The sequence below is a fragment of the Rathayibacter sp. AY2B5 genome, from assembly GCF_002931645.1.
Classification (GTDB): domain Bacteria; phylum Actinomycetota; class Actinomycetes; order Actinomycetales; family Microbacteriaceae; genus Rathayibacter.
Genome location: NZ_PSUE01000010.1, coordinates 53381 through 77886, shown reverse-complemented (window position 1 = coordinate 77886; position 24506 = coordinate 53381). Strand labels below are relative to the sequence as shown.

Here is a 24506-nt window from a genome sequence, read left to right as displayed (position 1 = left end):
CTCTCCTACAGTCGTCGGCGCACATCCCTCGTGGATCACCACAGTGCGATTCCAGGTTCGGGGCACGGGAATCGCTAGGCTGACGGAGGTGCCCGCGCGCGGCTCGTCATCCGAGCCCCGGATCCGCGGATCCGCACCGCTTCATGAGAGTGATGTCTCGGGCACGATCTGCCCCCAGAGAGAGGTCGAGGGTGACTGTTAACGATCAGGACCCGTATTCCGTCGGTCACGTGGACTCGGACCCCGAGGAAACGTCGGAGTGGAACGAGTCGCTCGATGCGCTCGTCGAGGAGCGGGGCCGGGGTCGCGGGCGCGACGTCATGCTCAGCCTCCTCAAGCGCTCCAAGGAGCTCCACCTCGGCGTGCCGATGGTGCCCACCACGGACTACATCAACACCATCGCGCCCGAGAACGAGCCCGACTTCCCGGGCGACGAGGACGTCGAGCGCCGCTACCGCGCGTGGATCCGCTGGAACGCGGCCATCCTCGTGCACCGCGCGCAGCGTCCCGGCATCGGGGTCGGTGGCCACATCTCGACGTACGCGTCGAGCGCCTCGCTGTACGAGGTCGGCTTCAACCACTTCTTCCGCGGCCAGGACCACCCGGGCGGCGGCGACCAGATCTTCATCCAGGGCCACGCCTCCCCCGGCCCGTACGCGCGCGCCTTCCTCGAGGGACGCCTGAGCGAGCACCAGCTCGACGGATTCCGCCAGGAGAAGTCGCACCGGGGCGGCGGGCTCTCCAGCTACCCGCACCCGCGGCTCATGCCGGAATTCTGGCAGTTCCCGACCGTCTCGATGGGCCTCGGCCCGATCAACGCGATCTACCAGGCGCAGGCGAACAAGTACCTCACCAACCGCGGCATCAAGGACGCCTCCGACCAGCAGGTCTGGGCGTTCCTCGGCGACGGCGAGATGGACGAGGTCGAGTCGCGCGGTCAGCTCCAGGTCGCCGCGAACGACGGCCTCGACAACCTGAACTTCATCGTCAACTGCAACCTCCAGCGCCTCGACGGACCCGTCCGCGGCAACGGCAAGATCGTGCAGGAGCTCGAGTCGTACTTCCGCGGCGCGGGCTGGAACGTCATCAAGCTCATCTGGGGCCGCGAGTGGGACGACCTGCTCGCCCGCGACACCGAGGGCGCGCTGCTCGACCTGATGAACAAGACGCCCGACGGCGACTTCCAGACCTACAAGACGGAGGACGGCGCCTACGTCCGCGAGAACTTCTTCGGCCGCGACCCGCGCGCCAAGAAGCTCGTCGAGGGCTACTCCGACGAGCAGATCTGGGGCCTGCGCCGCGGCGGCCACGACTACCGCAAGATCTACGCGGCCATGAAGGCCGCGACGGAGCACAAGGGCCAGCCCACCGTCATCCTCGCCCACACCATCAAGGGCTACGGTCTCGGCCGCAGCTTCGAGGGCCGCAACGCGACCCACCAGATGAAGAAGATGACGCTGGACAACCTCAAGTCGTTCCGCGACACCATGCGCATCCCGATCACGGACGCGCAGCTCGAGGAGAACCCCTACCTCCCGCCGTACTACCACCCCGGTCAGAACGACGAGGCGATCGAGTACCTGCAGGAGCGCCGCCGCGCGCTCGGCGGCTACCTCCCCGAGCGCCGCTCGAAGTACACGCAGCTGAACCTCCCCGAGGACTCGGCGTACGCGGTCGGCAAGAAGGGCTCCGGGACGCAGGAGATCGCCACCACCATGGCGTTCGTCCGCATCCTCAAGGACATCCTCCGGTCGAAGGACTTCGGCAACCGCGTCGTCCCGATCATCCCGGACGAGGCGCGCACCTTCGGCATGGACGCGTTCTTCCCGAACGCGAAGATCTACAACCCGCGCGGCCAGCACTACACGTCGGTCGACCGCGAGCTCCTCCTGGCCTACAAGGAGAGCCCGCAGGGTCAGATCCTCCACGTCGGCATCAACGAGGCGGGCGCCCTCGCGGCGTTCACCGCGATCGGCACCTCGTACTCGACGCAGGGCGAGCCGCTCATCCCGGTCTACGTCTTCTACTCGATGTTCGGGTTCCAGCGCACGGGCGACGCGATCTGGGCGGCCGGCGACATGATGTCGCGCGGCTTCATGATCGGCGCCACCGCAGGACGCACCACGCTGACCGGCGAGGGCCTCCAGCACGCGGACGGGCACTCCCCGATCCTCGCGGCGACCAACCCCGCCGTCGTGAGCTACGACCCGGCCTACGGGTACGAGATCGCGCACATCGTGCAGTCCGGTCTCGAGCGCATGTACGGCGGGAAGCACACCGACCCGAACGTCATGTACTACATCACGGTCTACAACGAGCCGATCGTGCAGCCGAAGGAGCCGGAGGACGTCGACGTCGAGGGCATCGTCCGCGGCATCCACCGCATCTCCTGGGGCCAGTGGGACGGGCCGAAGGCCCAGCTCCTCGCCTCGGGCGTCGCGGTGCCGTGGGCGATCGAGGCGCAGAAGCTCCTCGCCGAGGACTGGGGCGTCTCGGCGGACGTCTGGTCGGTCACCTCGTGGAACGAGCTGCGCCGCGACGGCATCAAGGCCGAGCAGCACAACTTCCTCCACCCCGAGGACGCCGAGCAGGTGCCGTACGTGACGCAGAAGCTGGCCGACGCGAAGGGCCCCTTCGTCGCCGTCTCGGACTTCTCGCACCAGGTCCCCGACCAGCTGCGCCAGTTCATCCCGGGCGACTTCGCGACGCTCGGCGCGGACGACTTCGGCTTCTCGGACACCCGTGCGGCGGCGCGGCGCTACTTCCAGATCGACGGCCCCTCGGTCGTCGTGCGGACGCTGCAGCTGCTCGCCAAGCGCGGCGAGGTCGACCCCTCGCTCGCCGTCCAGGCGATCGAGAAGTACCGCCTCCTCGACGTCAACGCCGGCACCACCGGCAACGCGGGCGGCGAGAGCTGACGGACGAGTCCGTGCTCTCGCAGGAACCCGCACCGTCGAGTGCGCGGGGTCCTGCTCCTGCGGCGGAGCGTCCGGCCACCCGGCCGGGCGCTCCCCGCACGAAGGAGCAGACCCTCGCCTGGCTGCGCACCCTCGCCGGTGAGCTCTCGACGCAGACGATCAAGCGACTCGAGGACACGCTGCCCTGGTACGGCAGCATGCCCCCCGGTCGGCGCTCGGCGGTCGGCCTCGTCGCCCAGGCCGGCATCACCTCGTTCATCTCGTGGTTCGACGACCCGTCGGCCACGCCGTGGATCGCGGCGGACGTGTTCGGAGCCGCTCCCCGCGAGCTGCTGCGCTCCGTCTCGCTGACGCAGACGCTGCAGCTGATCAAGGTGACGGTCGAGGTCGTCGAGGACCGGATCAAGAACGGCGGGGAGGACCTCCGCGAGGCGATCCTCCTCTACTCGCGCGAGATCGCCTTCGCCGCGGCCGACGTCTACGCGCGCGCCGCCGAGGCCCGAGGTCTCTGGGACGCGCGCCTGGAAGCGCTGGTCGTCGACTCGATCCTCACGGGCGAGGCCGACGACGAGCTGCCCAGCCGGATCGCCGCCCTCGGCTGGCACGGCCACGGCGAGGTCGCCGTCCTGGTGGGCACCGCTCCCAAGATGCTCGACGTCGACCAGCTGCGCCGCACGGCCCGGCACATGGACGCCGACGTGCTGATCGGCGTGCAGGGCAGCCGGCTCGTCCTGGTCATCGGCCGCGCCGAGCCGAGCGAGAACGCCACGGAGGAGACCGGCCCGCCGGTCGCGTTCCTCGAGATCGCGGAGGCGCTCGAGCCCGGCTTCGGGACCGGCCACCTCGTCCTCGGCCACGAGGTGCCGACCCTGGTCGAGGCGTCCCGCAGCGCCCGCGCGGCCCTCGCAGGGTTCGCGGTCGCCCGCTCCTGGCGGAACGCGCCGCGACCGGTCAACGCCGACGACCTCCTTCCCGAGCGCGCCCTCGCCGGCGACCCGCTCGCCCGCCAGAGCCTCATCACGCAGATCTACCGGCCCCTGCAGAAGCACTCGACCGAGCTTCTGACCACGCTGTGGGCCTACCTCGACAACGGCCGCTCCCTCGAGGCGACCGCCCGCGAGCTGTTCGTGCACCCGAACACGGTGCGCTACCGCCTCAAGCGGGTCGCCGAGGTGATCGGCTGGGACGCGACGGGCGCCCGCGAGGCGCTCATCCTCCAGTCCGCCCTCATCCTCGGCTCCATGAGCGACCCGGACGGCGCCGTCCGCCGGAAGCCGTCCCGACGCTGAGGCCCTCCGCTCGCCGAACCCCTCCCGCCCCTGAACACTTGTAGACCCGCGACAAGCTCTTTGTGCTTTGTCAGTGGCTCCACGCGCCGCACGTGCGAGCGCAGATCGGAAGACTGAATACCGTGATCGTCGTCGTCGCCCCGGGTCAGGGCTCCCAGACCCCCGGATTCCTCGCCCCCTGGCTAGAGATCCCCTCCGTGGCCGAGCAGGTCGCCGCGCACTCGGAGGCGGTCGGCATCGACCTCGCCGCGCACGGCACCGTCTCGGACGCGGACACCATCCGCGACACCGCGGTCGCCCAGCCCCTGATCGTCTCCGCGGGACTCGTGAGCCTCGCCGCCCTCCTCGAGGGCGGACGGCGCGAGCGCATCGCGGGCATCGCCGGCCACTCCGTCGGCGAGATCACCGCGGCCGCCGGAGCCGGGGTCCTCACCGAGGCCGACGCGCTGGTGTTCGTCCGCGAGCGCGCCCGTGCCATGGCCGCTGCGGCCGCCGCCGAGCCGACCGCGATGAGCGCGGTCCTCGGCGGCGACGAGCAGGCCCTGATCGCCCGTCTCGACGAGCTCGGCCTCGAGCCGGCCAACTACAACGGCGGCGGGCAGATCGTCGTCGCCGGCGCGGTCGACGCGCTCGAGGCACTCAAGGCGGAGCCGCTCCGCGGGACCCGCGTGATCCCCCTGCAGGTGGCCGGCGCCTTCCACACCCGTTACATGGCGCCCGCCCGCGACTCCCTCGCCGGCGTCGCCGCCGGGCTGACCCCCTCCGACCCGACGCTCCGGCTCTGGACGAACCGCGACGGGTCGGTCGTCGACTCCGGTGCCGCGTTCCTCGAGCTGCTCGTCGGCCAGGTCGCCTCCCCCGTCCGCTGGGACCTCTGCATGGCGGCCTTCGCCGACGCGGGCGTCACCGGGATCATCGAGCTGGCACCCGCCGGCGCGCTGGTCGGCCTCGCCAAGCGCGGCCTCAAGGGCGTGCCGAGCATCGCCATCACGACCCCCGACGACGTGGACGCCGCCCGCGCCTTCCTCGACGAGCACGCCGCCTAGCAGGAGAGACCCCATGACGACCCCTTCCCTCACCCAGTCCAGCGGCAGCGCGTACACCCGGATCCTCGGCATCGGCGCGGCACGCGGCGACCTCGTCGTCCCGAACGACGACCTGATCGAGCCGATCAACTCCTCCGACGAGTGGATCCGCCAGCGCACCGGCATCATCGAGCGCCGCCGCGCCTCCGCCGACATCCACGCGGTCGACCTCGCGACCACCGCCTCCCTCGAGGCGATCGAGAAGGCGGGCATCCGCCCGGACCAGATCGGCGTCGTGCTCGTCTCCACGATCAGCAACACCGTGCAGACCCCGTCGCTGGCCGCGCTCCTCGCGGACCGCATCGGCGCGAACCCCGCCCCGGCGTACGACATCTCGGCCGCCTGCGCCGGCTACACCTACGGCATCGCCCAGGCCGACTCCTTCATCCGCTCCGGCCTGGCCGAGTACGTGCTCGTCGTCGGAGCCGAGAAGCTGTCCGAGCTGGTCAAGTCGACCGACCGCAGCATCTCCTTCCTCCTGGGCGACGGCGCGGGCGCCGCGGTCGTCGGCCCCAGCGACACCGCCGGCATCTCGAAGACCGTCTGGGGATCCGACGGCTCCAAGTGGGACACCGTCGGCATGGACAACCCGCTCGCGGCCTACCGCGACGGCACCGCCGAATGGCCCACCCTCCGCCAGGACGGCCCGTCGGTCTTCCGCTGGGCGGTCTGGGAGATGGCCAAGGTCGCCAAGCAGGCGCTCGCGGAGGCGGGCGTCCAGCCCGAGGACCTCGCCGCGTTCATCCCCCACCAGGCGAACATGCGCATCATCGACGAGCTCGCGAAGCAGCTGAAGCTGCCCGAGACCGTCGCTGTCGGCCGCGACATCGAGACCACCGGCAACACCTCCGCCGCGTCGATCCCGCTCGCCACCCACCGCCTGCTCGAGGAGCACCCGGAGCTGCACGGCGGACTCGCGCTGCAGATCGGCTTCGGCGCCGGACTGGTGTTCGGCGCGCAGGTCGTGGTGCTCCCGTGACCGGCGCGACCCCACCCCTAAACTGACCTACGGTCACTGACGAACACCCGAAGAACCCCCAAGGAGAGAACCATGGCACTGTCCAACGAAGAAGTCCTCGCCGGCCTGGCCGAGCTTGTCAACGACGAGACGGGCATCGCCACCGACTCCGTCGAGATGGACAAGTCGTTCACCGACGACCTCGACATCGACTCCATCTCGATGATGACCATCGTCGTCAACGCCGAGGAGAAGTTCGACGTGAAGATCCCCGACGACGAGGTCAAGAACCTCAAGACGGTCGGCGACGCGGTCCGCTTCATCGTCAAGGCGTCCGAGTAGTCGTCGCCCGCGCACCCCGTCCTCGTGGCGGACACCCCGGCCGGCGATCGTCGGCCGGGGTGAGCCCGGCACCCACCCACACGGAACAGAGAAGCTCGTCATGACCAAGAAGATCGTCGTCACCGGAATCGGTGCCAGCACTCCCCTCGGCGGGACCGCCCGGGAGTCCTGGAACGCACTCCTCGCCGGCGAATCAGGCGTCCGCTCCCTCGAGCAGGACTGGGTCGCCCAGTACGACATCCCGGTCACCTTCGCCGCCCAGGCCAAGGTCCGCCCGGAGGAGGTGCTCTCCCGCCCCGAGGCGAAGCGCCTCGACCCCTCCAGCCAGTTCGCGCTCATCTCGGCCCGCGAGGCCTGGGCCGACTCCGGCATCACCGACGTCGACCCGCTCCGCGTGGGCGTCGACTACTCGACCGGCATCGGCGGCCTCTGGACCCTCGTCGACGCGTGGGACACCCTCCGCGAGCGCGGACCCCGCCGGGTCCTCCCGATGACCATCCCGATGCTCATGCCCAACGCGGCCGCCGCCGCCATCAGCATGGCCATCCCCTCCCGCGCCTACGCCCGCACCGACGTGTCGGCCTGCGCCTCCAGCACCGAGGCCCTCGCGAACGCCTACGAGCACATGCAGCTCGGCCTCGCCGACGTGGTCGTCGCCGGCGGCACGGAGTCGGTCGTCCACCCGCTCCCGATCGCCGCCTTCGCGTCGATGCAGGCCCTCTCGCGCCGCAACGACGACCCGGCGACCGCCTCGCGCCCCTACGACGTCTCCCGCGACGGCTTCGTCCTCGGAGAAGGCGCCGCGACGCTCATCCTCGAGACCGAGGAGCACGCCCTCGCCCGCGGAGCCCGCATCTACGCGGAGCTCGCCGGCGGCGCCGTCACCAGCGACTCGTACCACATCACGGCGCCGGACCCCGAGGGCTCCGCCGCCGCCCGCGCCATGATCGGCGCCCTCGAGCAGGCCGGAGCCGCGCTCACCGACGTCACCCACGTCAACGCCCACGCGACGAGCACCCCGGTCGGCGACATCGCCGAGTACCGCGCCCTGCTGCGCGTCTTCGGCGACCACCTCCCGAACATCGCCGTCTCGGCGACCAAGGCGTCCACCGGCCACCTCCTCGGCGGCACCGGCGCGCTCGAGGCCATCTTCACCGTGCTCGCCCTCCACGAGCGCACCGCACCCCCCACCATCAACCTCTTCGAGCAGGACCCCCAGATCCCCCTCGACGTCGTCACCAGCCCCCGCGCCCTCGGCGACGGACCGCTGGTCGCCATCTCGAACTCGTTCGGGTTCGGGGGGCACAATGCTGTTGCCGCTTTCCGGACGGTGTAGCGGGGCGTAGCCCCACTCCACCGTGCGGAAAGCGGGCTGCGCCGCTCCTTGCGCGGCGCAGGCGCGTCCGCTGGGGAGGGGGGCGGGGTTTCCGAGGGCCGGTGCGGTGCGGCGACGGTGATCCGCTGGAACGCGGATCCCCGGATACGCCTCGTGCCGCGAGGGATCTGCGCCGCCGTCTGGTGCGGGCTGGTGAGCACGCCGTGCTGGTGGGGAGCGCGGGCTTCGCCGCGGCTCGGGTCGGATGCTCGGATCAACGAAGCTGTCCGGGTGGGAGCGCGGGCTTCGCCGCGACTCGCGTCGGATACTCCGATCGCGGAAGCTGTCCGGGTGGGAGCGCGGGCTTCGCCGCGACTCGGGTCGAAAGCTTCGGTTCAAGCAGCTGTGCTCGAGGGGAGCGCGGGCTTCGCCGCGACTCGGGTCGGATGCTCGGATCAGGGCGGCTGCGCTCGTGGGGAGCGTGCGACTCGCCATTACTCGGGCCGTCGGCGTCGTGCGCGACAGAGGTGCGGGCGGGTCCACGAGTCTTCCGACGCCCTCCGCCGGAACGCGGTGCTCCGCCCACCGTCTGGTCGACGTGCCAGCGAGCGGCAACCGTGAGGCGACGACGCGCCTTCGAGGCGGACCTCTGCCGGAACGGGGGGTCCGCTGGCCGCCTGGTTCAGGGAGGCGGGAGCGAACGATTGCCGCGAGGCGTATCCGCCGATCCGCGTGCCAGCGGATCGGCGTCGCCGGACGCCGGCCGCTCCACGGAACCCGACCACCCGACCGAGCCGACTGCGCGACGCCGCGCGAGGAGCGGCGTCGAATGAACTCAGCCGACCCCGTGCATCCAGACGACGGGGGCGAAGTCGCCGCCGTAGCGGAAGGGCTCGAGCTCGTCCTCCCAGGCCTGGCCGAGGGCGAGGCGCAGCTCGCGGTGCAGCTCGATGGGGTCGGCGCCGGCGAGCTCCATGGCGGAGCGGATGCGGTCCTCGGGCACGACGGTGTTGCCCGCGCTGTCGGTCTGGGCGTAGAAGATGCCGAGCTCGGGCGTGTGCATCCAGCGGCCTCCGTCGACGCCGGGCGAGGGCTCCTCGGTGACCTCGTAGCGGACGTCGGCCCAGCCGCGGAGAGCGGAGGCGATGACGGCACCGGTTCCGACCGGGCCCTCCCAGGCGAATTCGGCGCGCAGTGTGCTGCGGAGCACGGGCTGCTCGATCCAGGCGAAGTTCACGGCACGACCAAGAGCGCGACCTGTCCCCCACTCGAGGTGGGGGCAGAGCGCGCGGGGGGCGGAGTGCACGAAGAGCACACCCCGAGTCTGCTGCGCCACCATGGTGTCCTCCGTTCGTCCCGGTGCGTCTTCCCCAACGACCCGGACCACGGAACACTCTGCGGTGCGCCTTCTTCGATTATGACGGTGGACGTGCCACCACGCCCGATCATGCAGGAGCGGCGGACCTCCGTCAAGGCGGCTCGCCGCGCCTGCTCGACCGGCCGTGGGCGGCTCCTGCCTATACTCAGGTCGTCCGCGCCGCCGGACGCCGCACACCGCCAGACGCCCGCCGGGAGGAGCACCGTGTCCGTCCGCGACGGCCTGCTCGCCCTGCTCACGCTCGGCCCCGCCTACGGCCTCCAGCTGCACGCCGAGCTCCTCGACCGTGCCGCGCACCGGCCCCGGGTCAACGTCGGCCAGATCTACTCGACGCTCGAGCGCCTGCGCGAGCGGGGCCTCGTCGTCTCGGCCGGGTCCACCGACGACGGCCTCCCCCTGCACGCGCTCACCGGCGAGGGCCGCGCGGAGGCGGCCGCCTGGCTGACGGGTGGCGGAGCGTCCCCGGAGGAGGACTGGGACGACGTCCTCGACCGGGTGCTGCTGGCCTCGAGCCTGTCCGGCGCCGACCTCGCCGCCGTCCTCGACGCGTACGAGAGCTCGCTGCCCGCCACCGCCGACGAGCAGGCGGAGGAGGAGGACGCGCACCCGCAGCGCCGCCTCGCCGCGATCGCCGCCCGCGTGCGGGAGGAGGCCCTGCGGCGCCTCCTCGAGGCGGCCCGCGACGAGCTCACGGGCGACGGGCCGGGACGGGGCGTCCGCGGATACGCTCTCGAGCGTCCCCGCCGGGGCCGTCGAGCCTCGAGCTAGGACGAGACAGGCGCGGGTGCCGTCGCCTAGGGTGGTTCGCATGTCCCGCACCCCCCTCGGTCTCCGCGTCCCCTCCCGGGCGCGCCGGCGCCTCGTCGCCGCCGGAGCGGGCACGGTCCTCGTCCTGTGCGCCGCCCTCGCCGCCCCGCTCTCCGCGTCCGCCGCCTACGACCCGTCCGACTATCCCTCGTGGTCCGATGTCGAGGCCGCGAAGTCGAGCGAGAGCGCCACCGCCGCCGAGGTCGACCGCATCACCGCCTTCCTCGCCGACCTGCGCGACCAGGCCGCCGCCCTCACCGACGCCGCCATCAGCCGGGCCGCCGAGGCGGACGCCGCGCAGAGCGCTCTCGACGAGGCGACCCAGCGCGTGAGCGCCCTGGAGGAGCGCGCCTCCGCCGCCCGCTCGGACGCCGACGCAGCGAAGGAGCAGGCCGGCCGTCTCGCCGCGCAGCTCTACCGCAACGGCGGGACCGATGCGACGCTCAACCTCCTCATCGGCGGCGACGAGTCGAGCGAGCTGCTCTACCGCCTCGGCACCATGACGCAGCTCACCCAGCAGACCAGCCGGCTCCAGACCGCGGCGCAGTCGACCGAGAACCAGGCCGTCTCCCTCGCCGCTCAGGCCGAGCAGGCCCGGGGCGAGCGCGTCTCCCTCGCCACCGCCGCGGCCGACGCGCTCTCGGTCGCCCGCTCCGCTCAGGCCGAGGCCGACGCCAAGGTCGCCGACCAGGAGAAGTACAGCCAGGAGCTCTACACCCAGCTCGCCTCGCTCAAGAACACCACCGCCGAGATCGAGCGGGAGTACGCCGACGGCCAGGACGCGAAGTCGGCGTTCGAGGAGCAGCAGCGCCTCTCCCGCCTCGCCGCCGAGGCCGAGGCCGCCCGCCAGCGCGCCGCGTCGGCTCCCGCCGCGGCCGCGGCTCCGGCAGCGCCCTCCAACAGTGGAGGCGGCGGAGGCGGCCCGGTCGAGCTCGGCGACGACGACCCGACCGGCGCGCGCAACAGCTCCGCCAAGACCATCGCCGCCCTCGGCACCTACGCCGGACGCACGGACGGCCTCTCCCCCGCGCAGGCCCAGGCCTACGCCCGGACCGCCGTCGGCCGCTTCGGCTGGGGCGCCGACCAGGTCGACCGGTGCCTCATCCCGCTGTGGAACGGCGAGTCGGGATGGCGCTGGAACGCGCTGAACCGCTCCTCCGGCGCCTACGGCATCCCGCAGGCCCTCCCGGCGAGCAAGATGGCCAACTCGGGAGCCGACTACCAGACGAACGCGGCGACGCAGGTCGACTGGGGCCTCTCGTACATCAAGAGCGCCTACGGCTCGCCCTGCAACGCGTGGTCGAGCTGGAACAACCGCTCGCCGCACTGGTACTGATCCCGCGTCTCACTTCGCCTGGTCGTAGGAGTCGACGACGGCGACGGTGACCGGGAAGTCGACCTCGCCCACTCCGAAGAGCGAGCGTCCGGCGCGCACCGCCGCCTCGCGGACGATCGCGGCGACCCGCTCGCCGACGTCGGCGGGAGCGTGCACGATCACCTCGTCGTGCAGGAAGTAGACGAGGTGCGCCCGGCCGACCGCGCCGCCCTCGGCGCGCAGTCGCGCCCGCAGCTCGCCCATCCAGCAGAGCGCCCACTCGGCCGCGGTCCCCTGCACCACGAAGTTGCGGGTGAAGCGTCCCCACTCGCGCGCTCGCGCCGCATCGGCCGAGAGCCCCTCGGGGCCGGGAGGCGAGCTGCGCCCGAGCCACGTCGAGACGCTCTCGCCGCGCTCCCCCGCCCGAGCCGCCGCCTCGACGTGCGCGACCGAGCGCGGGTAGGCACGGGCGAGCCTCGGGAGCAGCCGTCCGGCCTCCCCGCTCGTCGCCCCGTACATCGCCCCCAGCATCGCGACCTTCGCCCTCGGCCGGTCGGGGACCACGCCGGCGTCGACGATGCCCTGGTAGAGGTCGCGGCCCCGCCCGGCGGCGGCCATGGCCGAGTCGCCCGAGAGCGCGGCGAGGATGCGCGGCTCGAGCTGCGCGGCATCCGCGACCACGAGGCTCCAGCCCGGATCCGCGGTGACCGCGGCGCGGATCTGCCGCGGCAGCTGCAGCGCCCCTCCGCCCGAGGTCGCCCAGCGGCCGGTGACGACGCCGCCCACCACGTACTCCGGCCGGAACCGTCCGTCGCGCACCCACGCGTCGAGCCATGCCCAGCCGTTGGCGATGAGCAGCCGGGAGAGCTTCTTGTACTCCAGGAGGGGCGGCACCGCGGGATGCTCGAGGGACTGCAGCTCCCAGGAGCGCGTCGACTCGACCGGCAGCCCCGCGCGCCGCAGCGCCTTGAGGAGCTCGGCCGGCGAGTCGGGGTTGAGCTCGGGCGCGCCGAGCTCGTCGCGCAGACGGACGGCCAGCGCCTCCAGCAGGGCCGGGCGGCCGCCGAAGAGCGGGCGGGGGCCGAGCATCCCGGTGAGCACCCGGTCGTGCACATCGGCGCGCCACGGCAGCCCCGCGTGGGCGATCTCGCGAGCGATCAGGGCGCCGACGGACTCGGCGGCGAGCAGCAGGCGGAGCCGGCCGGCCTCGGCGGCGCCGGAGAGCGCCTCCTCCTGCCGGGCCAGCTCGAGGACGGGGTCGAGCTCGTCGGAGCCGCCCGCCGCCTCCTCGAATCCGATCAGCGTGTCCTGCGCGGCGGGAGCCGCGGCTCCCGCGTCCCACGGGTCGAGGGGCGAGCGCGCGAGAGCCGATGCGGCGGCGGAGACCGAGCGGCGGAGGATCGCGCGGGCCAGCCGGAGGTCGTGGCACCGGGCGACGACCACGCCGGCCGACAGCAGTGCGGGGTACCAGCGCGCGGTGTCGTCCCAGACCCAGCGCGGGCGCTCCGGCTCCCGCTCCCGGACGAACGCCGCCAGCTCGGCCGGGCCCCGGCCGCTCCCGGCCTCGGCGACGCCGACGGGGTCGACCGCCCGCCACGCCCCCGTGGGGCCGCCGACGAGTGCGAGGAGCATCGGGCCATTCTCCCCCGTGGCGGACACGGAGGCCGCCGTCGCGGGGACGGCCGGGCCCCCTCTCGCTGAAGGAGTCACGGCGACGGCCGCGAGGGCGGGTAGCCGGGGAAGGGCTTCTCCTGCGCTGTCGGCGGCTGATGGGCCCACAGGGCGGCCGCGATGGTGTCCATCGAGCGGGAGTAGCCCACGAGCGTCCGCCTCTCCGGCTCCGCCGCCCAGGTCACCGCGCGGAACCAGGTCTCGCGGTACGGGCCGGTCTCGATGCGGCGCACCAGGCCGATCCGGCCGGTGCGCAGGGCGTCGACCATCACCCACTCGTCCTGCCCGCTGCTGCGCAGCATCTGGAGCGGACTCCACTCGATCATCGCGCCTCCCACCGGTCGATCCGCGGCCGTGGCGAGCACGAACGCCGCGGCGTACACTCGCAGACTATCGAACACATGTTCGAACGGCCAACCGGGTCCGGCGAGTGAACGGGAGCACGACGATGGCGGTGATCGACGAGACGGCGCTGGTCTCGACCGACGGCGAGGGAGTGCCGATCGCGCTCGAGTGGCGGGGCGGGAGCTACCGGGTGACCGACCGGCCGACGGTGTGGACCTGCACGAGCGAGTGGTGGGCGCCCCTCGAGGGGTTCCCGCCGACGTTCGGGCGCACACCGGTGAGCATCGGCGGCTGGCGCTTCCAGGCGACGGACCTCGCGACCGGCGGCGCGTTCGTGCTCGACGTGGTCGCGTCGACGGAGCCGCAGTGGAGCGTGGTGCGGATCTACGAGTAGTGCCGGCGCGAGGCCGGCCGGGCGGCTACTTGTCGGCCGACCAGGGCGCCCGCGTCATGGCGATGAGAGCCGCGACTCCGGAGACGAGGCCGACACCGGCGATGGCGGACACGACGAGCCAGAGAACGAGTTCCATGCCACCAGTCTACCGAGCCCCGGAGCGGATCCTCTCCTCCCCGCTTCCATCCCCCGGCTGTGGAATAGCCTGGGCAGAGTGACCGACGCCCCCACCCGCGCGAGTGTCGGACTGCGCTCGGAGCGCGGCCCGATCCTGCTGTCCCTGATGATCTCGACCGCTCTGGTCGCCCTCGACGCCACGATCCTCTCGACGGCCGTGCCGTCCATCGTCGCCGACCTGGGGGGCTTCGAGCAGTTCCCCTGGCTGTTCTCGATCTACCTGCTGGCCCAGGCCGTCTCGGTCCCCCTCTACGGCAAGCTCGCCGACGTGATCGGGCGCAAGCCCATCATGCTGATCGGCATCGCCCTGTTCCTGGTCGGCTCGCTCCTGTGCGGCCTCGCCTGGAGCATGCCCGCGCTGATCGCGTTCCGAGCCCTGCAGGGCCTGGGGGCCGGAGCGATCCAGCCGATGGGCATCACCATCGCCGGCGACATCTACACGGTCGCCGAGCGTGCGAAGACCCAGGGCTACCTCGCGAGCGTCTGGGGCATCTCCTCGGTCGTCGGGCCGACCCTCGGCGGCGTGCTCTCGGACCTGGGCGCCTGGCGCGGCATCTTCCTCGTCAACATCCCCCTGTGCCTCCTGGCGGCGTTCCTCCTGATCCGCAGCTTCCGCGAGACCACGCGGGGCGAGAAGCAGCGGATCGACGTGGCGGGCGCCTCCGTGCTCGCCGTGGGCACCGCGCTGCTCATCCTCGGGCTGCTCGAGGGCGGCAGCGCCTGGCCGTGGCTCTCCCCCGCCGGAGTCGGCGTGTTCGTCGTCTCGGCCCTCGCGTTCGCCGGCTTCGTCGCGATCGAGCGGCGAGCTGCCGCCCCGGTGCTCCCCCTCTGGGTCCTCACGCGGCGCGTGCTGATCTCGACCAGCCTGGTCTCGGTGACCGTCGGCGCGATCACGCTCGGCGTCACCTCGTACTTCCCGACCTTCGCGCAGGGCGTGCTCGGCAGCTCCGCCCTCGGCGCGGGCTTCGCCGTCGCGGCGATGACGCTCGGCTGGCCGGTCGCGGCGAGCCTGTCGGGCCGGCTCTACCTGCGCATCGGCTTCCGCAACACGGGCTTCCTCGGAGCGGGGCTCGTCGTGATCGGCACGGCGCTGACCGTCCTGCTCGGCGCCTCCTCGACGCTGTGGGAGATCGCCGGCTTCTGCGTGCTGATCGGCGCCGGCATGGGGCTCGTGGCGACTCCGACGCTGATCCGGGCGCAGTCGAGCGTCGACTGGAACGAGCGCGGAGTGGTCTCCTCGACCAACTTCTTCGCCCGCAACATCGGCAGCGCCGTCGCCGTGGCCGTGTTCGGCGCGATCGTGAACGCGAAGGCGGGCGGCGGCGTCCCCGCACCGGCGGACCTCGCCGAGGGCACCCGCTTCGTCTGCATCGCGCTCACGGTCCTCGCCGTGGGCATGCTCGCCGCGGTCTGGGCGATGCCGAAGGAGGGGCGCACCGCGCCCGGAGAGGATCGGGCGGCGGAGGCCGAGCCCGACGCGGCCCGGCCGGACGCGGCCCAGCCCTAGCCGTCAGGCGGCGCCGTCGGTTCTCGTCGTCAGCCGGAGCGGCGCGCCGCGGCCGTCGCTCGCAGGCGGTCGCGGTGGGTGCGGCGCACCCGGTGCGTCCAGCGCTGCAGGGACGACCCCATCCCGGGGTGCCGCGCCAGCGTGTGCAGAGCGCGGTCGAACCGGCGGAGCATGTCGGCGAAGGCGCCGAAGGGGCGGGCCGAGATGCCGACCTCGAGGTGGCGGTCGAGCACGATCCGGTGCCGGAGTCCCAGGTGCACGCTGATCTCGACGTCGTCGTGCACGTAGGCGTCGTGCCGGTGCATCTCCTCCGCGATCTCCTCCCACGCCGACCGGCGGACGGCGCAGTTGGAGCCGAAGAGCGGCCAGTTGGCCAGCGCCGACCCCATCAGCACGAAGTAGGCGTCCATGTAGGCGACCCGCGCGATCACCCGGGCGATCGGGCCGAGCTCGTCGAAGCGTCCGGGACCGGTCACCGCTCCGACCTCGGGATCGGCGAAGTGGCCGGCCAGGCGCGCCAGCCAGTCGGGTCCCGGGCGGGAGTCGGCGTCGAGCCGTGCGAGGACGTCGCCGTGCGCCTCGTCGAAGCCGTGCGCCGTGCTCGCCGGGATCCCGGCTCCGTCGTGCCGCACCACCCGCGCGCCCGCCGCTCGCGCGACGGCGGCGCTGTCGTCGGTGCTCCCGTCGTCGACGACGACGATCTCGAACGGAGCGAGCGTCTGCTCGCGGAGGAGCTCGAGCAGCTGCTCGAGGTGGCGGGCGTCGTCCTTCACGGGGACGACGACCGAGATGCGCCGGTGATCCATCCGCCCAGTCAACGCGATCGGGGCGCTCAGCGGGGACACCGCCACGCGTCTCGCGCGAGCCCGGACCTGTCAACCGGCTCCCGAGCGCGCCGGATCCGCTGATGGGATCGACCCGTGTCCGCCGGATCGGCGGCCCGATCGAGACAGGAGACGACATGACCCAGGGACCTCGAGACTTCCAGCCCACCCGTGCACTGGTGACCGCTTCTGACTCCGGCATCGGCCGGGCGACCGCGGTGGCACTGGCCGAGGCGGGCATGGACGTCGGCATCACCTGGCACAGCGACGAGGAGGGCGCGCAGGGCACGGCGGAGGAGGTGCGCTCCCTCGGCCGGCGCGCCGAGATCGCGCGCCTCGACACGACGGATCTGGAGGGCGCGGGCGACGTGATCGACGACCTCGCGGATCGACTGGGCGGGCTCGACGTCGCCGTCAGCAATGCGGGCGGAGGCGGAGGCGAGCCCTTCCTCGAGCAGAGCCTCGACAGCTGGCGCTCGACCGTCGCCCTGAACCTCGACGGAGCGTTCGTCTGCCTCCAGCGCGCCGCGCGGCGCATGGCGGCCCAGGGCACGGGCGGCAGGATCATCGCGGTCACCAGTGTCCACGAGCACCAGCCGCGGGTCGGCTCCGTCGCCTACACCGCTGCCAAGCACGGGCTGGGCGGCCTGCTGAAGGTGGCCGCACTCGAGCTCGGCTCCCTCGGCATCACCGTCAACGCCGTCGCCCCCGGGGAGATCGCGACGCCGATGAACGACGCCGAGGATGTGGACCCCGTCACGATCGACCGCCCCGGCATCCCCCTCGGCCGCCCCGGCGACGCCCGCGAGATCGCGGCGGTGGTCGCCTTCCTGGCCTCTCCCGCCGCCTCCTACATCACCGGATCCTCGTACGTCGTGGACGGCGGGATGCTGCAGATGGGGCCGCAGGCCGGCTCCCACCTCCGGCAGGACGACTGGCGCGAGGCCTGAGCCGCCGACCACGGCGCCCGCCCGCCGGGTACTCTCGAAGAGGTGCTCCGGCGGGCGGGGCGCCTGCTCCGGGATGTAGGTGACGCACGTGTGGTTCCGGCGTCGACGCAGGTTCAAGATGGAGCCGTACGACCCCGATGAGAACCCGTCGCGCGAGCCCGCCTCCGTCGAGGAGGCCGCCGAGGAGGGCCTGATGCTCGCGCAGTACGCGAGCCGGATGGCCGTGAAGAACCGTGTGCTGATGGACGGCCTCGGTGCTGACGTCCCCTTCGACTCGGGCCGCTACTCCGTCGTCGCCGCGGAGGAGCTCGAGAAGCTGGCGCGCGAGTCCGAGGCAGCCGCCGAGCGCCTGCGCGGCATCGCCGCCGACGTGACCTCGGTGGGCGGCCGCTCCGACCACGTGCACGACTACCGCTCGGCCGACGTCGACAACCTCGACCACCGCGAGCGGCTCTCGCTCCTGGTCGCCGACTCCCTCCACAGGCGGGCGCAGGACGAGGAGTACCTCGCGACGCTCGTCGACGACGCCCGTCAGGACGCGTGGCGCGAGCTCGCGCAGTCGATCGAGGAGACCCTCGACCGCACCTCGCGGATCGACCCGGACGACGAGGAGTACCGCCGCGACCGCTCGGTGCGGATGGCGCTCGTGGTCGTCGACGACCTGGTCAAGCTGGCGGAGGAGCGCGGCGTCAGCCTCGAGGACTGACGGGCTCGTCGTGGGACGCCGGGACGGGGCTCAGGCCCAGCCGGCGCGGAACGACTCGGTCGCCTCGGCGGAGCGCTCCCGGACCGACTCCAGCAGCTCCTCCATGGTGGAGCTGCGGAGGAACGCGAGGCGGTCGAGCTCGGTGACCGGTGCGACGCCGGCGAGCTGCCAAGCGTGCGCGGCCGGATCCTCGGCGAGCTCGACGACCGCGCCGTAGCGCTGCTCGACGAACTCGCTCGCGACCGCCAGTGCCGTGCGGACCGCCGACTCCGCCGCAGCCAGCGCGGGGGCGTGCTTCTCGTCCCACTCCAGATCGGGCAGCAGGCGGACCTCGGCGCGCGGGTACGGGTCGTCCTCGTACCAGCGGACGACCTCGAAGCGCTCCTCGCCCACGGAGTCGAGCGTGACGAACGACTCCGCCCCGTCGATGTTCAGGATGCGCGCGCGGGCGCCGACCGCGAACCGCTGGTCGCCGCCGCCCACCTCCTGGCCGCGCTCGATGAGCACGACGCCGAACGCGAGGGTCTCGTCCTCGAGGACGTCGCCGAGCATCCGCAGGTACCGCGGCTCGAACAGCCGGAGCGGGAGCGGCATGTGCGGCAGGAGCACGGAGCCGAGCGGGAACATCGGAAGATCAGGCACAGGATCAGGCAATCACGTCGAGCGGGGAGCGGCCAGTACGGGCGCGGCGCGTCGGGACGTGCTAGCGCATCGCGCCACCGTGTCGTCCGCTCGCGGATGCTCGCCACGCCCCGGACGATCTCCGACGGCCCGGACCCACCCGCGAGGCGCCCACTCGGACTGGGAGCATGGATCTCGCTGACCTCCGCGCCGTCGTCCGCGCGGACCTGGCCGCCAAGGGCCACGCCTCCGACCGGCTCACCGTCCTCGTCCTCCGACTCGGGCAGTACTCGAGCTCTCGGAGGACCCGGCTCCCCCTCCACCTCGTCTACCGCCTGGTCGATCTCGTCTGGACCCGCATGATCGTCGGAGCCGAGCTGCCGCCGGCCGCTCAGGTCGGGCCCGGCCTGCGGCTCCCCCACTGGGGCCGCGGCGTGATCCTGCACCCGCGCACGGTCATCGGGAGGAACGCGTTCATCTACCACGGCGTCACCATCGGCGAGTCGAAGGGTCGGACGCCCGTCATCGGCGACGACGTCTACATCGGCGCCCGCGCGACGATCGTCGGGGACGTGACCGTCGGCGACCGTGTGCGGGTCGGAGCCGGCGCCGTCGTTGTCCGCGGCGTCGCATCCGACTCGTCCGCGGTCGGCGTGCCGGCGAGGACCGCGTCGGCGCCGTCCTGAGGCACGGCCCGTCGGCCTGACGGGGCCGGACCGTCCGCTCCGACGAGACCGGCATCAGGTGGAGGCCCGACCCGGCGCTGGAGAGGAGGAACCACCGCGGGTGGAGCGGAGTAGGGCGTACGGGACTTGAACCCGTGACCGACGGATTATGAGTCCGCTGCTCTGACCGGCTGAGCTAACGCCCCGCGGCGGCCGTCCGAGCGGCCGTCAGGTGGCGGCGGGTGCGGACGCTGCGTCGGAGGCCGGATCGGCCACCGGCTCCCCACGATACAGGCTCTCGAAGGTGCTGATCGTGCGGTTGATGTCGTGCGCGGCGACGATTTGGAGGGAGGCGCGCTTCATCGCCTCGAGGTCCTCCTGGTCGGCCGTGAGCACGGCGGTGAGGCGGTCGGCGAGGGCCTCGGCGCTGCCCGGCGCGAAGAGGTAGCCGTTCTCGCCGTCGTGGACGAGGTGCGGGAGGGCCATCGCGTCGGCGGCGACGACGGGGAGGGCCGAGGCCATCGCCTCCATCGTCGCGATGCTCTGCAGCTCGGCGATGGACGGCATGGCGAACACGGTGGCGCGGGTGTACGCCTCCTTGAGCTCGGCGTCCGAGACGTAGCCGGTGAAGCGGACGCGGTCGGCGATGCCGAGGGTCGCGGCGAGCTGCTGGAGGTTGCGCATCTGGTCGCCGCCGCCGACGATCTCGAGCTTCGCGTCGAGCGCCGGATCGAGCAGGGCGACGGCGCGGAGCAGGACGTCGATGTGCTTCTCGCCGGTCACGCGGCCGACGAAGAGGATCGAGTCGCCGGCGCGGGCCGAGAAGTCGGGCGTGTAGTTGTCGGCGTCGATGCCGCAGGAGATGGCGTGGACGCCCCGGAGGCCCGTGTACTTCTCGAGGAACTGCGCGGCCTTGCGGGTCGGCGTGGTGACCGCCTCCGCCCGGCCGAAGGTGCGGCGCGCGGCCCGCCACGCCATTGCCACGGCCTTGGCCTGCACGGCCTTCGGCAGGAGGGTGAACTCGAGCATGTTCTCGGGCATGAAGTGGTTCGTGCCGACGATGCGGATGCCGCGCTTGGCCGCCTCGATCCCGAGGCCGCGGCCGACGATGATGTGCGACTGGAAGTGCACGACGTCGGGCTTCACCTCGTCGAGGATGCGCGCGCTGTTCTGCCGGATGCGCCACGGCATCGCGAAGCGCAGCCAGTCGTGCGGGTACCAGCGCCAGCTGTAGAGCCGGTGCACGATGATCCGTTGGCCCTCGTGCGTCTCGACCCGGGTGCCGCTCCAGCCGTCGGCAGAGGGGGCGACGACGTGGACCTCGTGGCCGCGCTGCGCGAGACCGGCGGCGAGGCGCTCGGCGAACTTCGCGGCTCCGTTCACGTCGGGAGCGAAGGTGTCGCAGCCGATCACGACCGTCAGCGGTCGGGAGTCGGGCGATCCCGGTCGGGACGCGTCGCGGGGATCTGACACGGGAGGTCCTATCGGTGTCGTGCCGCTCGGGGAGAGAAGGGAGCGATCGGCGGAGGTCGGTCGGTTTCGTGGCTCTCGGCGCGGAGCCATTGTAGGCAGAGGAGTCCTCACCACTCGGGATCCCGCGCCGTCAGCGCGCCTGCGGGTGGTGCTTGGCGAGGAGGAAGACGCCGTAGATGGCGACGGCACCGGCCGCGATGAAGAGCGGGATCGCCCACGGGGCCGCGTACTGCGCCTCTCCGAGCACGACGATGCCGATCGCGACGGCGACCAGCGGGTCGATGACGGTGAGGCCCGCCACGACGAGGTCCGGCGGGCCGGAGGAGTAGGCGTTCTGAACGAAGTACCCGCCGAGCGCGGTCGCGGCCAGGAGCGCCACGATGCAGACCACCGTCAGCGGGTCGAACTCGCCGTACTTGATGCGGTTGAGCACGACCTTCGCGAGAGTCGCGACGAAGCCGTAGACCACTCCGGCGCCCACGATGTAGAAGATCGCCTTCGCTCCGCGGCGGAAGACGCGGAAGGCGACGACGAAGACCGTGAGCACCACGGCGAGGATCACGAGGATCGTGATGAGCTCGGGCGTCTGGATGGACTTGTCGACCGCGTTGAACGCCGCTACGAGGACGAACGTGCCGACGCCTCCGACGCAGAGCACGATCGCCCGGATCGATGCCGCGTTCAGGCGCACCCGGCTGACCCGCGCGTTGACGACCGCGGTGATCACGAGCGCCACCGCTCCGAGCGGCTGCACCACGATGAGCGGGGAGAAGCCGAGGCTCGTCAGCTGGAAGACGATCGCGAGACCCAGGAGCAGGGTGCCGATCACCCACGAGGGGCGCGAGAGCAGCGCGACCAGCTGGCCGCCGCTGAGCCCGGAGGAGCCGGAGCGCTTCGAGAACCGCTCCACCTTCGCCACTCCCCGGTGCTGGAACTGCGCGCCGAGGGAGAGGAACACCGCGCCCACGAGAGCGATCGGGATGCCGATGAACTTCGCCGGGTCGTTGAGGAGTTCGGCGAGATCGGCGGGCATGGGTCGACCCTACCCAGAACGCCTCCGGGAGTCCTCCGACGCACGGGTGAGGGGCTGAGCCCAGCGGATGATCCTCGCGGACCCGGTCGGCGGCCCCGCGGTACCCTGTCCACCATGGCCGTCCTCCCCATCCGCATCGCCGGCGACCCCGTCCTGCACTCCCCCGCCGCCCCCGTCACCGAGTTCGACGATGCGCTGCGCACCCTCGTCGCCGACATGTTCGAGACGATGGACACCGCCCCCGGAGTCGGCCTCGCCGGCCCGCAGGTCGGCGTCCCGCTGCGCCTGTTCGTCTACGACTACGCCGACGACGACGGCACCCCCCGCCGCGGCGTCGCGATCAACCCCGAGCTGTTCGTCACGCCGACCCCGCTCGGCGAGGCGGACGAGGACACGGAGTCGGAGGGGTGCCTCTCCTTCCCCGGCGAGCGCTTCCCGCTCCGCCGCTCCGAGCGCGCGATCCTCCGCGCGGTCGACCTCGAGCAGGAGCCGTTCGAGATCGTCGCGGACGGTTGGTTCGCCCGCGTGTTCCAGCACGAGTTCGACCACCTCGACGGCGTGCTCTACATCGACCGCCTCGAGCACGACTACCACAAGCCGGTCGCGAAGATCACCCGCAAGCGCGGCTGGGGCGGCCCCGGCGTCTCGTGGCTGCCCGGCGTGGAGCACCTCGAGGACTGACTCAGGCCAGGTCGACCCCGTGCACGCCGTTGTGGTGGCGGATCGCGGGGAACGAGGCGGTGACGCTCCGGCCGACGCCGGGCGTCCGCTTCTCGGTCACGTCGCCGCCGAAGAGGGCGGCCCGCTCGCGCAGCTCGGCGAGCTCGGGGCTGTCGATGCGCTCGGTGAGCGAGCGCAGGTCCGCCTCGAGAGCGCTGGCGTCCTGCTCCGCCGCGCCGTGCTGCTCGCGGTCGTCGTCGACCTCCACCCGGAGGCCCGTGGTCGTCCATCGGGAGCTGATGCGGACCTCGGTCCCCGCGCCGCCGGTCTCCAGCGCCGAGTCGAAGGCGTACTCGAGCACCCGGAGCACGGCCACCTCGGCGCCGTCCTGCAGCGGGAACGGCTCGCCGAACGACTCCTCGCGGACGCTCAGGCCTCGCTCGCGGGCGCCCTCGATCAGGGGGACGGAGCCGCCGGTGCGCGGCAGCTCCCCCGGATCGACGGAGGCGACGGTCGCGATGCGGCGCAGCTGCGCCAGCGAGGCCTCGGCCGCCCGCACGGCACGCTGCGCCGACCGCGCGGCTGCGGCGGGGTCGCGGTCGATCGTGAGACGGACGCTCTCGGCCTCCTCGACGACGTGCGCGGCGCTGCGGACCGCGAGCTGCTCGAGCTCGCCGACGATGCGGAGCCTCGCCTCCTGCTCGCCGACCGCCAGCTCGAGGCGGACGACGCGCGCCGCCTCCTCCGCACGGCTCTCGGCGGCACGGCGCTCGGCGCCGACGGCGCGGCGCCACAGCACGACGACCGCGACCAGGGCGATCAGGGCGAGGACGAGGACGACTTCGAGCACGACGGCCTCCGGGGGGACGGGACGGGTTCGGCACAGGAGCGCCGGAGAGAGATCGTACCCGCGCCGCGGACAGCGGACCTGAGGCCGCGGAGGGGGTTGCGGAGCCGTACTCAGCCGTCGGAGCGCACGGAGCGGGTGACGATGAAGCGGCGGTCGCGCGCCACCACCGTGGTCGGCCCGACCGCGCGGCGCAGCTCGGCCGGATGCGCGAGGTGGGAGTTGAAGACCGTCCACAGCACGCCTCCGGGGCGCAGCACGCGGCCGGCCGCGCGCAGCATGCGCCGGGCGACGAGGTCGGTGACGGCTCCGTCGGAGTGGAACGGCGGATTGCAGAGCACGACGTCGACGGAGGACGCCTCCAGAGTCGAGGCGTTGTCGTCGCGGAGGACGCGGACGGCCAGCCCATTGGCCGCCGCGGTCGCCCGGGCGGACTCGACCGCGGCACGCGAGGTGTCCGTCGCGGTCACGGCGAGGTCGGGGCGGGCCCGGGCCACCACGGCGGCGAGCACGCCGGTTCCGCAGCCGAGGTCGAGTGCGGTGCCCGCGGGGAGGGAGTCGAGATCGAGGGCGGCGAGGAGGGCGCGGGTGCCGAGGTCCAGTCGTGCACCTGCGAAGGCTCCCGGCAGTGCGACGACCTCGAGGTCGAGCTCGTCCAGACGGCGCCGCTCGGGCCCTGGCGCGGGCGGCTGGTCGGGGAGCGCGCCGCTCGCGAGCAGGGCGCGCGACTTCTGCCGGGCGAGGGAGACGTCGATCCGCTCGTAGCGCACGGCGAGCACGTCGTTCATCGTGCGGGTCATGTGCTTGATGCGGCCGGCGCCGATCAGGGTCGCCGCCGGGTTCGCGAGTGCGGTCCCGGCCGCGACGGCGGCCAGCGCGTCGAGCGAGCGCGGCAGGCGCAGGAGCACCGCGTCGGCGTCGCGGACGGCCTCCGCGACGGAGTCGACGATCTCGATCGGCGCGAGATCGACGCCCGACCCCCGCACCGTCTCGAGGTTCTGCGCGAGAGCGCGCTCGGCGGTGATCGAGTCCTGCACGACGCGCACGGCACGGCCGTCGGCGGCGAGGCCGAGGCTCAGTGCCCCGTAGGCGTCCCCGATCACGGCGAGGCGGCCGCGATCGGCGGCGAGGTCGAGCAGCAGACGGTCACTGGCGTCGACGGCGACGAGATCCGCCGCCTCGACGTCGGGGCGGCGGCGCAGGAGAGCGAGCACGTCCTCGCGCAT

The 24506-nt window shown here is 72.7% G+C and carries 23 protein-coding genes and 1 tRNA gene; 14 read left to right on the top strand and 10 right to left on the bottom strand.

Translation table 11 applies throughout. The annotated features are described in order from the left end of the window. Positions 1–191: 191 nt before the first annotated feature. The 6 genes from aceE to C5C30_RS08700 all read left to right on the top strand — a co-directional run bounded on the left by aceE (position 192) and on the right by C5C30_RS08700 (position 7928). Positions 192–2918, top strand: coding sequence for a pyruvate dehydrogenase (acetyl-transferring), homodimeric type (gene aceE, locus C5C30_RS08725; RefSeq protein ID WP_104223467.1), 2727 nt, complete (start codon positions 192–194; stop codon positions 2916–2918). Between the two features lie 122 nt (positions 2919–3040). Continuing rightward, entirely contained in the window at positions 3041–4207 is a 1167-nt protein-coding gene (locus tag C5C30_RS08720; protein WP_181027189.1) for a CdaR family transcriptional regulator, read from the top strand. A gap of 122 nt (positions 4208–4329) precedes the next feature. After that, positions 4330–5253: an ACP S-malonyltransferase gene (locus C5C30_RS08715; protein WP_104226672.1), complete on the top strand. Its 924-nt coding sequence runs from the start codon at positions 4330–4332 to the stop codon at positions 5251–5253. 13 nt (positions 5254–5266) lie between these two features. Continuing rightward, a complete protein-coding gene (locus C5C30_RS08710) occupies positions 5267–6271 on the top strand; it encodes a beta-ketoacyl-ACP synthase III (protein ID WP_104247521.1) in 1005 nt (334 codons plus the stop codon). Between the two features lie 72 nt (positions 6272–6343). After that, complete coding sequence (locus C5C30_RS08705; RefSeq protein ID WP_104223463.1) at positions 6344–6592, top strand: acyl carrier protein; 249 nt, start codon at positions 6344–6346, stop codon at positions 6590–6592. A gap of 100 nt (positions 6593–6692) precedes the next feature. Continuing rightward, positions 6693–7928: a beta-ketoacyl synthase gene (locus tag C5C30_RS08700; RefSeq protein WP_104226673.1), complete on the top strand. Its 1236-nt coding sequence runs from the start codon at positions 6693–6695 to the stop codon at positions 7926–7928. Positions 7929–8742: 814 nt separating this feature from the next. Here C5C30_RS08700 and C5C30_RS08695 read toward each other — a convergent pair. After that, positions 8743–9246: a DUF3145 domain-containing protein gene (locus C5C30_RS08695; RefSeq protein ID WP_104226674.1), complete on the bottom strand. Its 504-nt coding sequence runs from the start codon at positions 9244–9246 to the stop codon at positions 8743–8745. Between the two features lie 243 nt (positions 9247–9489). On the opposite strand from C5C30_RS08695, the gene C5C30_RS08690 reads away from it, so the two are divergent. Together C5C30_RS08690 and C5C30_RS17650 are read left to right on the top strand one after the other, a co-directional pair. After that, positions 9490–10053, top strand: a complete 564-nt coding sequence (locus C5C30_RS08690; RefSeq protein ID WP_181129978.1) for a PadR family transcriptional regulator — start codon at positions 9490–9492, stop codon at positions 10051–10053. A 40-nt stretch (positions 10054–10093) separates the two neighbouring features. After that, complete coding sequence (locus C5C30_RS17650; protein WP_104269256.1) at positions 10094–11428, top strand: hypothetical protein; 1335 nt, start codon at positions 10094–10096, stop codon at positions 11426–11428. A gap of 9 nt (positions 11429–11437) precedes the next feature. Here the strand turns inward: C5C30_RS17650 and C5C30_RS08680 are convergent, their stop codons facing one another. Both C5C30_RS08680 and C5C30_RS08675 read right to left on the bottom strand, forming a co-directional pair. Beyond that, the gene (locus C5C30_RS08680) at positions 11438–13039 is read right to left on the bottom strand and encodes a bifunctional 3'-5' exonuclease/DNA polymerase (protein ID WP_104333547.1); all 1602 of its coding nucleotides are present in this window, start codon (positions 13037–13039) and stop codon (positions 11438–11440) included. 74 nt (positions 13040–13113) lie between these two features. Further along, positions 13114–13461 carry a hypothetical protein gene (locus C5C30_RS08675; protein WP_104333546.1) on the bottom strand — a complete coding sequence of 116 codons (348 nt, stop codon included), beginning with the start codon at positions 13459–13461 and terminating at the stop codon, positions 13114–13116. Positions 13462–13508: 47 nt separating this feature from the next. Here C5C30_RS08675 and C5C30_RS08670 point away from each other — a divergent pair, with 47 nt between their 5' ends. Next, complete coding sequence (locus tag C5C30_RS08670) at positions 13509–13817, top strand: hypothetical protein (protein ID WP_104226677.1); 309 nt, start codon at positions 13509–13511, stop codon at positions 13815–13817. A gap of 283 nt (positions 13818–14100) precedes the next feature. Beyond that, entirely contained in the window at positions 14101–15501 is a 1401-nt protein-coding gene (locus tag C5C30_RS08665) for an MDR family MFS transporter (protein ID WP_104250985.1), read from the top strand. Between the two features lie 29 nt (positions 15502–15530). Here C5C30_RS08665 and C5C30_RS08660 read toward each other — a convergent pair whose 3' ends face one another. Beyond that, a complete protein-coding gene (locus tag C5C30_RS08660; protein ID WP_104223456.1) occupies positions 15531–16307 on the bottom strand; it encodes a glycosyltransferase family 2 protein in 777 nt (258 codons plus the stop codon). Positions 16308–16462: 155 nt separating this feature from the next. Between C5C30_RS08660 and C5C30_RS08655 the strand changes: the two genes are divergently transcribed. Further along, complete coding sequence (locus C5C30_RS08655) at positions 16463–17275, top strand: SDR family oxidoreductase (protein WP_104273352.1); 813 nt, start codon at positions 16463–16465, stop codon at positions 17273–17275. Between the two features lie 118 nt (positions 17276–17393). Further along, the gene (locus C5C30_RS08650; RefSeq protein WP_104223455.1) at positions 17394–17981 is read left to right on the top strand and encodes a hypothetical protein; all 588 of its coding nucleotides are present in this window, start codon (positions 17394–17396) and stop codon (positions 17979–17981) included. Between the two features lie 30 nt (positions 17982–18011). On the opposite strand, the gene C5C30_RS08645 is transcribed toward C5C30_RS08650, so the two are convergent. Then, entirely contained in the window at positions 18012–18623 is a 612-nt protein-coding gene (locus C5C30_RS08645; protein WP_244229436.1) for an LON peptidase substrate-binding domain-containing protein, read from the bottom strand. Between the two features lie 167 nt (positions 18624–18790). Here C5C30_RS08645 and C5C30_RS08640 point away from each other — a divergent pair, with 167 nt between their 5' ends. Continuing rightward, the gene (locus tag C5C30_RS08640) at positions 18791–19288 is read left to right on the top strand and encodes a DapH/DapD/GlmU-related protein (protein ID WP_104333545.1); all 498 of its coding nucleotides are present in this window, start codon (positions 18791–18793) and stop codon (positions 19286–19288) included. A 111-nt stretch (positions 19289–19399) separates the two neighbouring features. Here the strand turns inward: C5C30_RS08640 and C5C30_RS08635 are convergent. The 3 genes from C5C30_RS08635 to C5C30_RS08625 form a co-directional block, all read right to left on the bottom strand. Further along, a tRNA-Ile gene (locus C5C30_RS08635) sits at positions 19400–19473 on the bottom strand. Between the two features lie 22 nt (positions 19474–19495). Further along, positions 19496–20740: a glycosyltransferase gene (locus tag C5C30_RS08630; protein WP_258063521.1), complete on the bottom strand. Its 1245-nt coding sequence runs from the start codon at positions 20738–20740 to the stop codon at positions 19496–19498. A 130-nt stretch (positions 20741–20870) separates the two neighbouring features. Next, positions 20871–21773, bottom strand: coding sequence for a DMT family transporter (locus C5C30_RS08625; protein WP_104234188.1), 903 nt, complete (start codon positions 21771–21773; stop codon positions 20871–20873). A gap of 114 nt (positions 21774–21887) precedes the next feature. Between C5C30_RS08625 and def the strand changes: the two genes are divergently transcribed. Then, complete coding sequence (gene def, locus C5C30_RS08620; RefSeq protein WP_104223450.1) at positions 21888–22454, top strand: peptide deformylase; 567 nt, start codon at positions 21888–21890, stop codon at positions 22452–22454. A 1-nt stretch (position 22455) separates the two neighbouring features. Here def and C5C30_RS08615 read toward each other — a convergent pair whose 3' ends face one another. Together C5C30_RS08615 and C5C30_RS08610 are read right to left on the bottom strand one after the other, a co-directional pair. Next, positions 22456–23283 carry a hypothetical protein gene (locus C5C30_RS08615; RefSeq protein ID WP_104333544.1) on the bottom strand — a complete coding sequence of 276 codons (828 nt, stop codon included), beginning with the start codon at positions 23281–23283 and terminating at the stop codon, positions 22456–22458. Between the two features lie 110 nt (positions 23284–23393). Continuing rightward, on the bottom strand, positions 23394–24506 hold the full coding sequence (locus tag C5C30_RS08610) for a class I SAM-dependent methyltransferase (RefSeq protein ID WP_104333543.1): 1113 nt from the start codon (positions 24504–24506) through the stop codon (positions 23394–23396).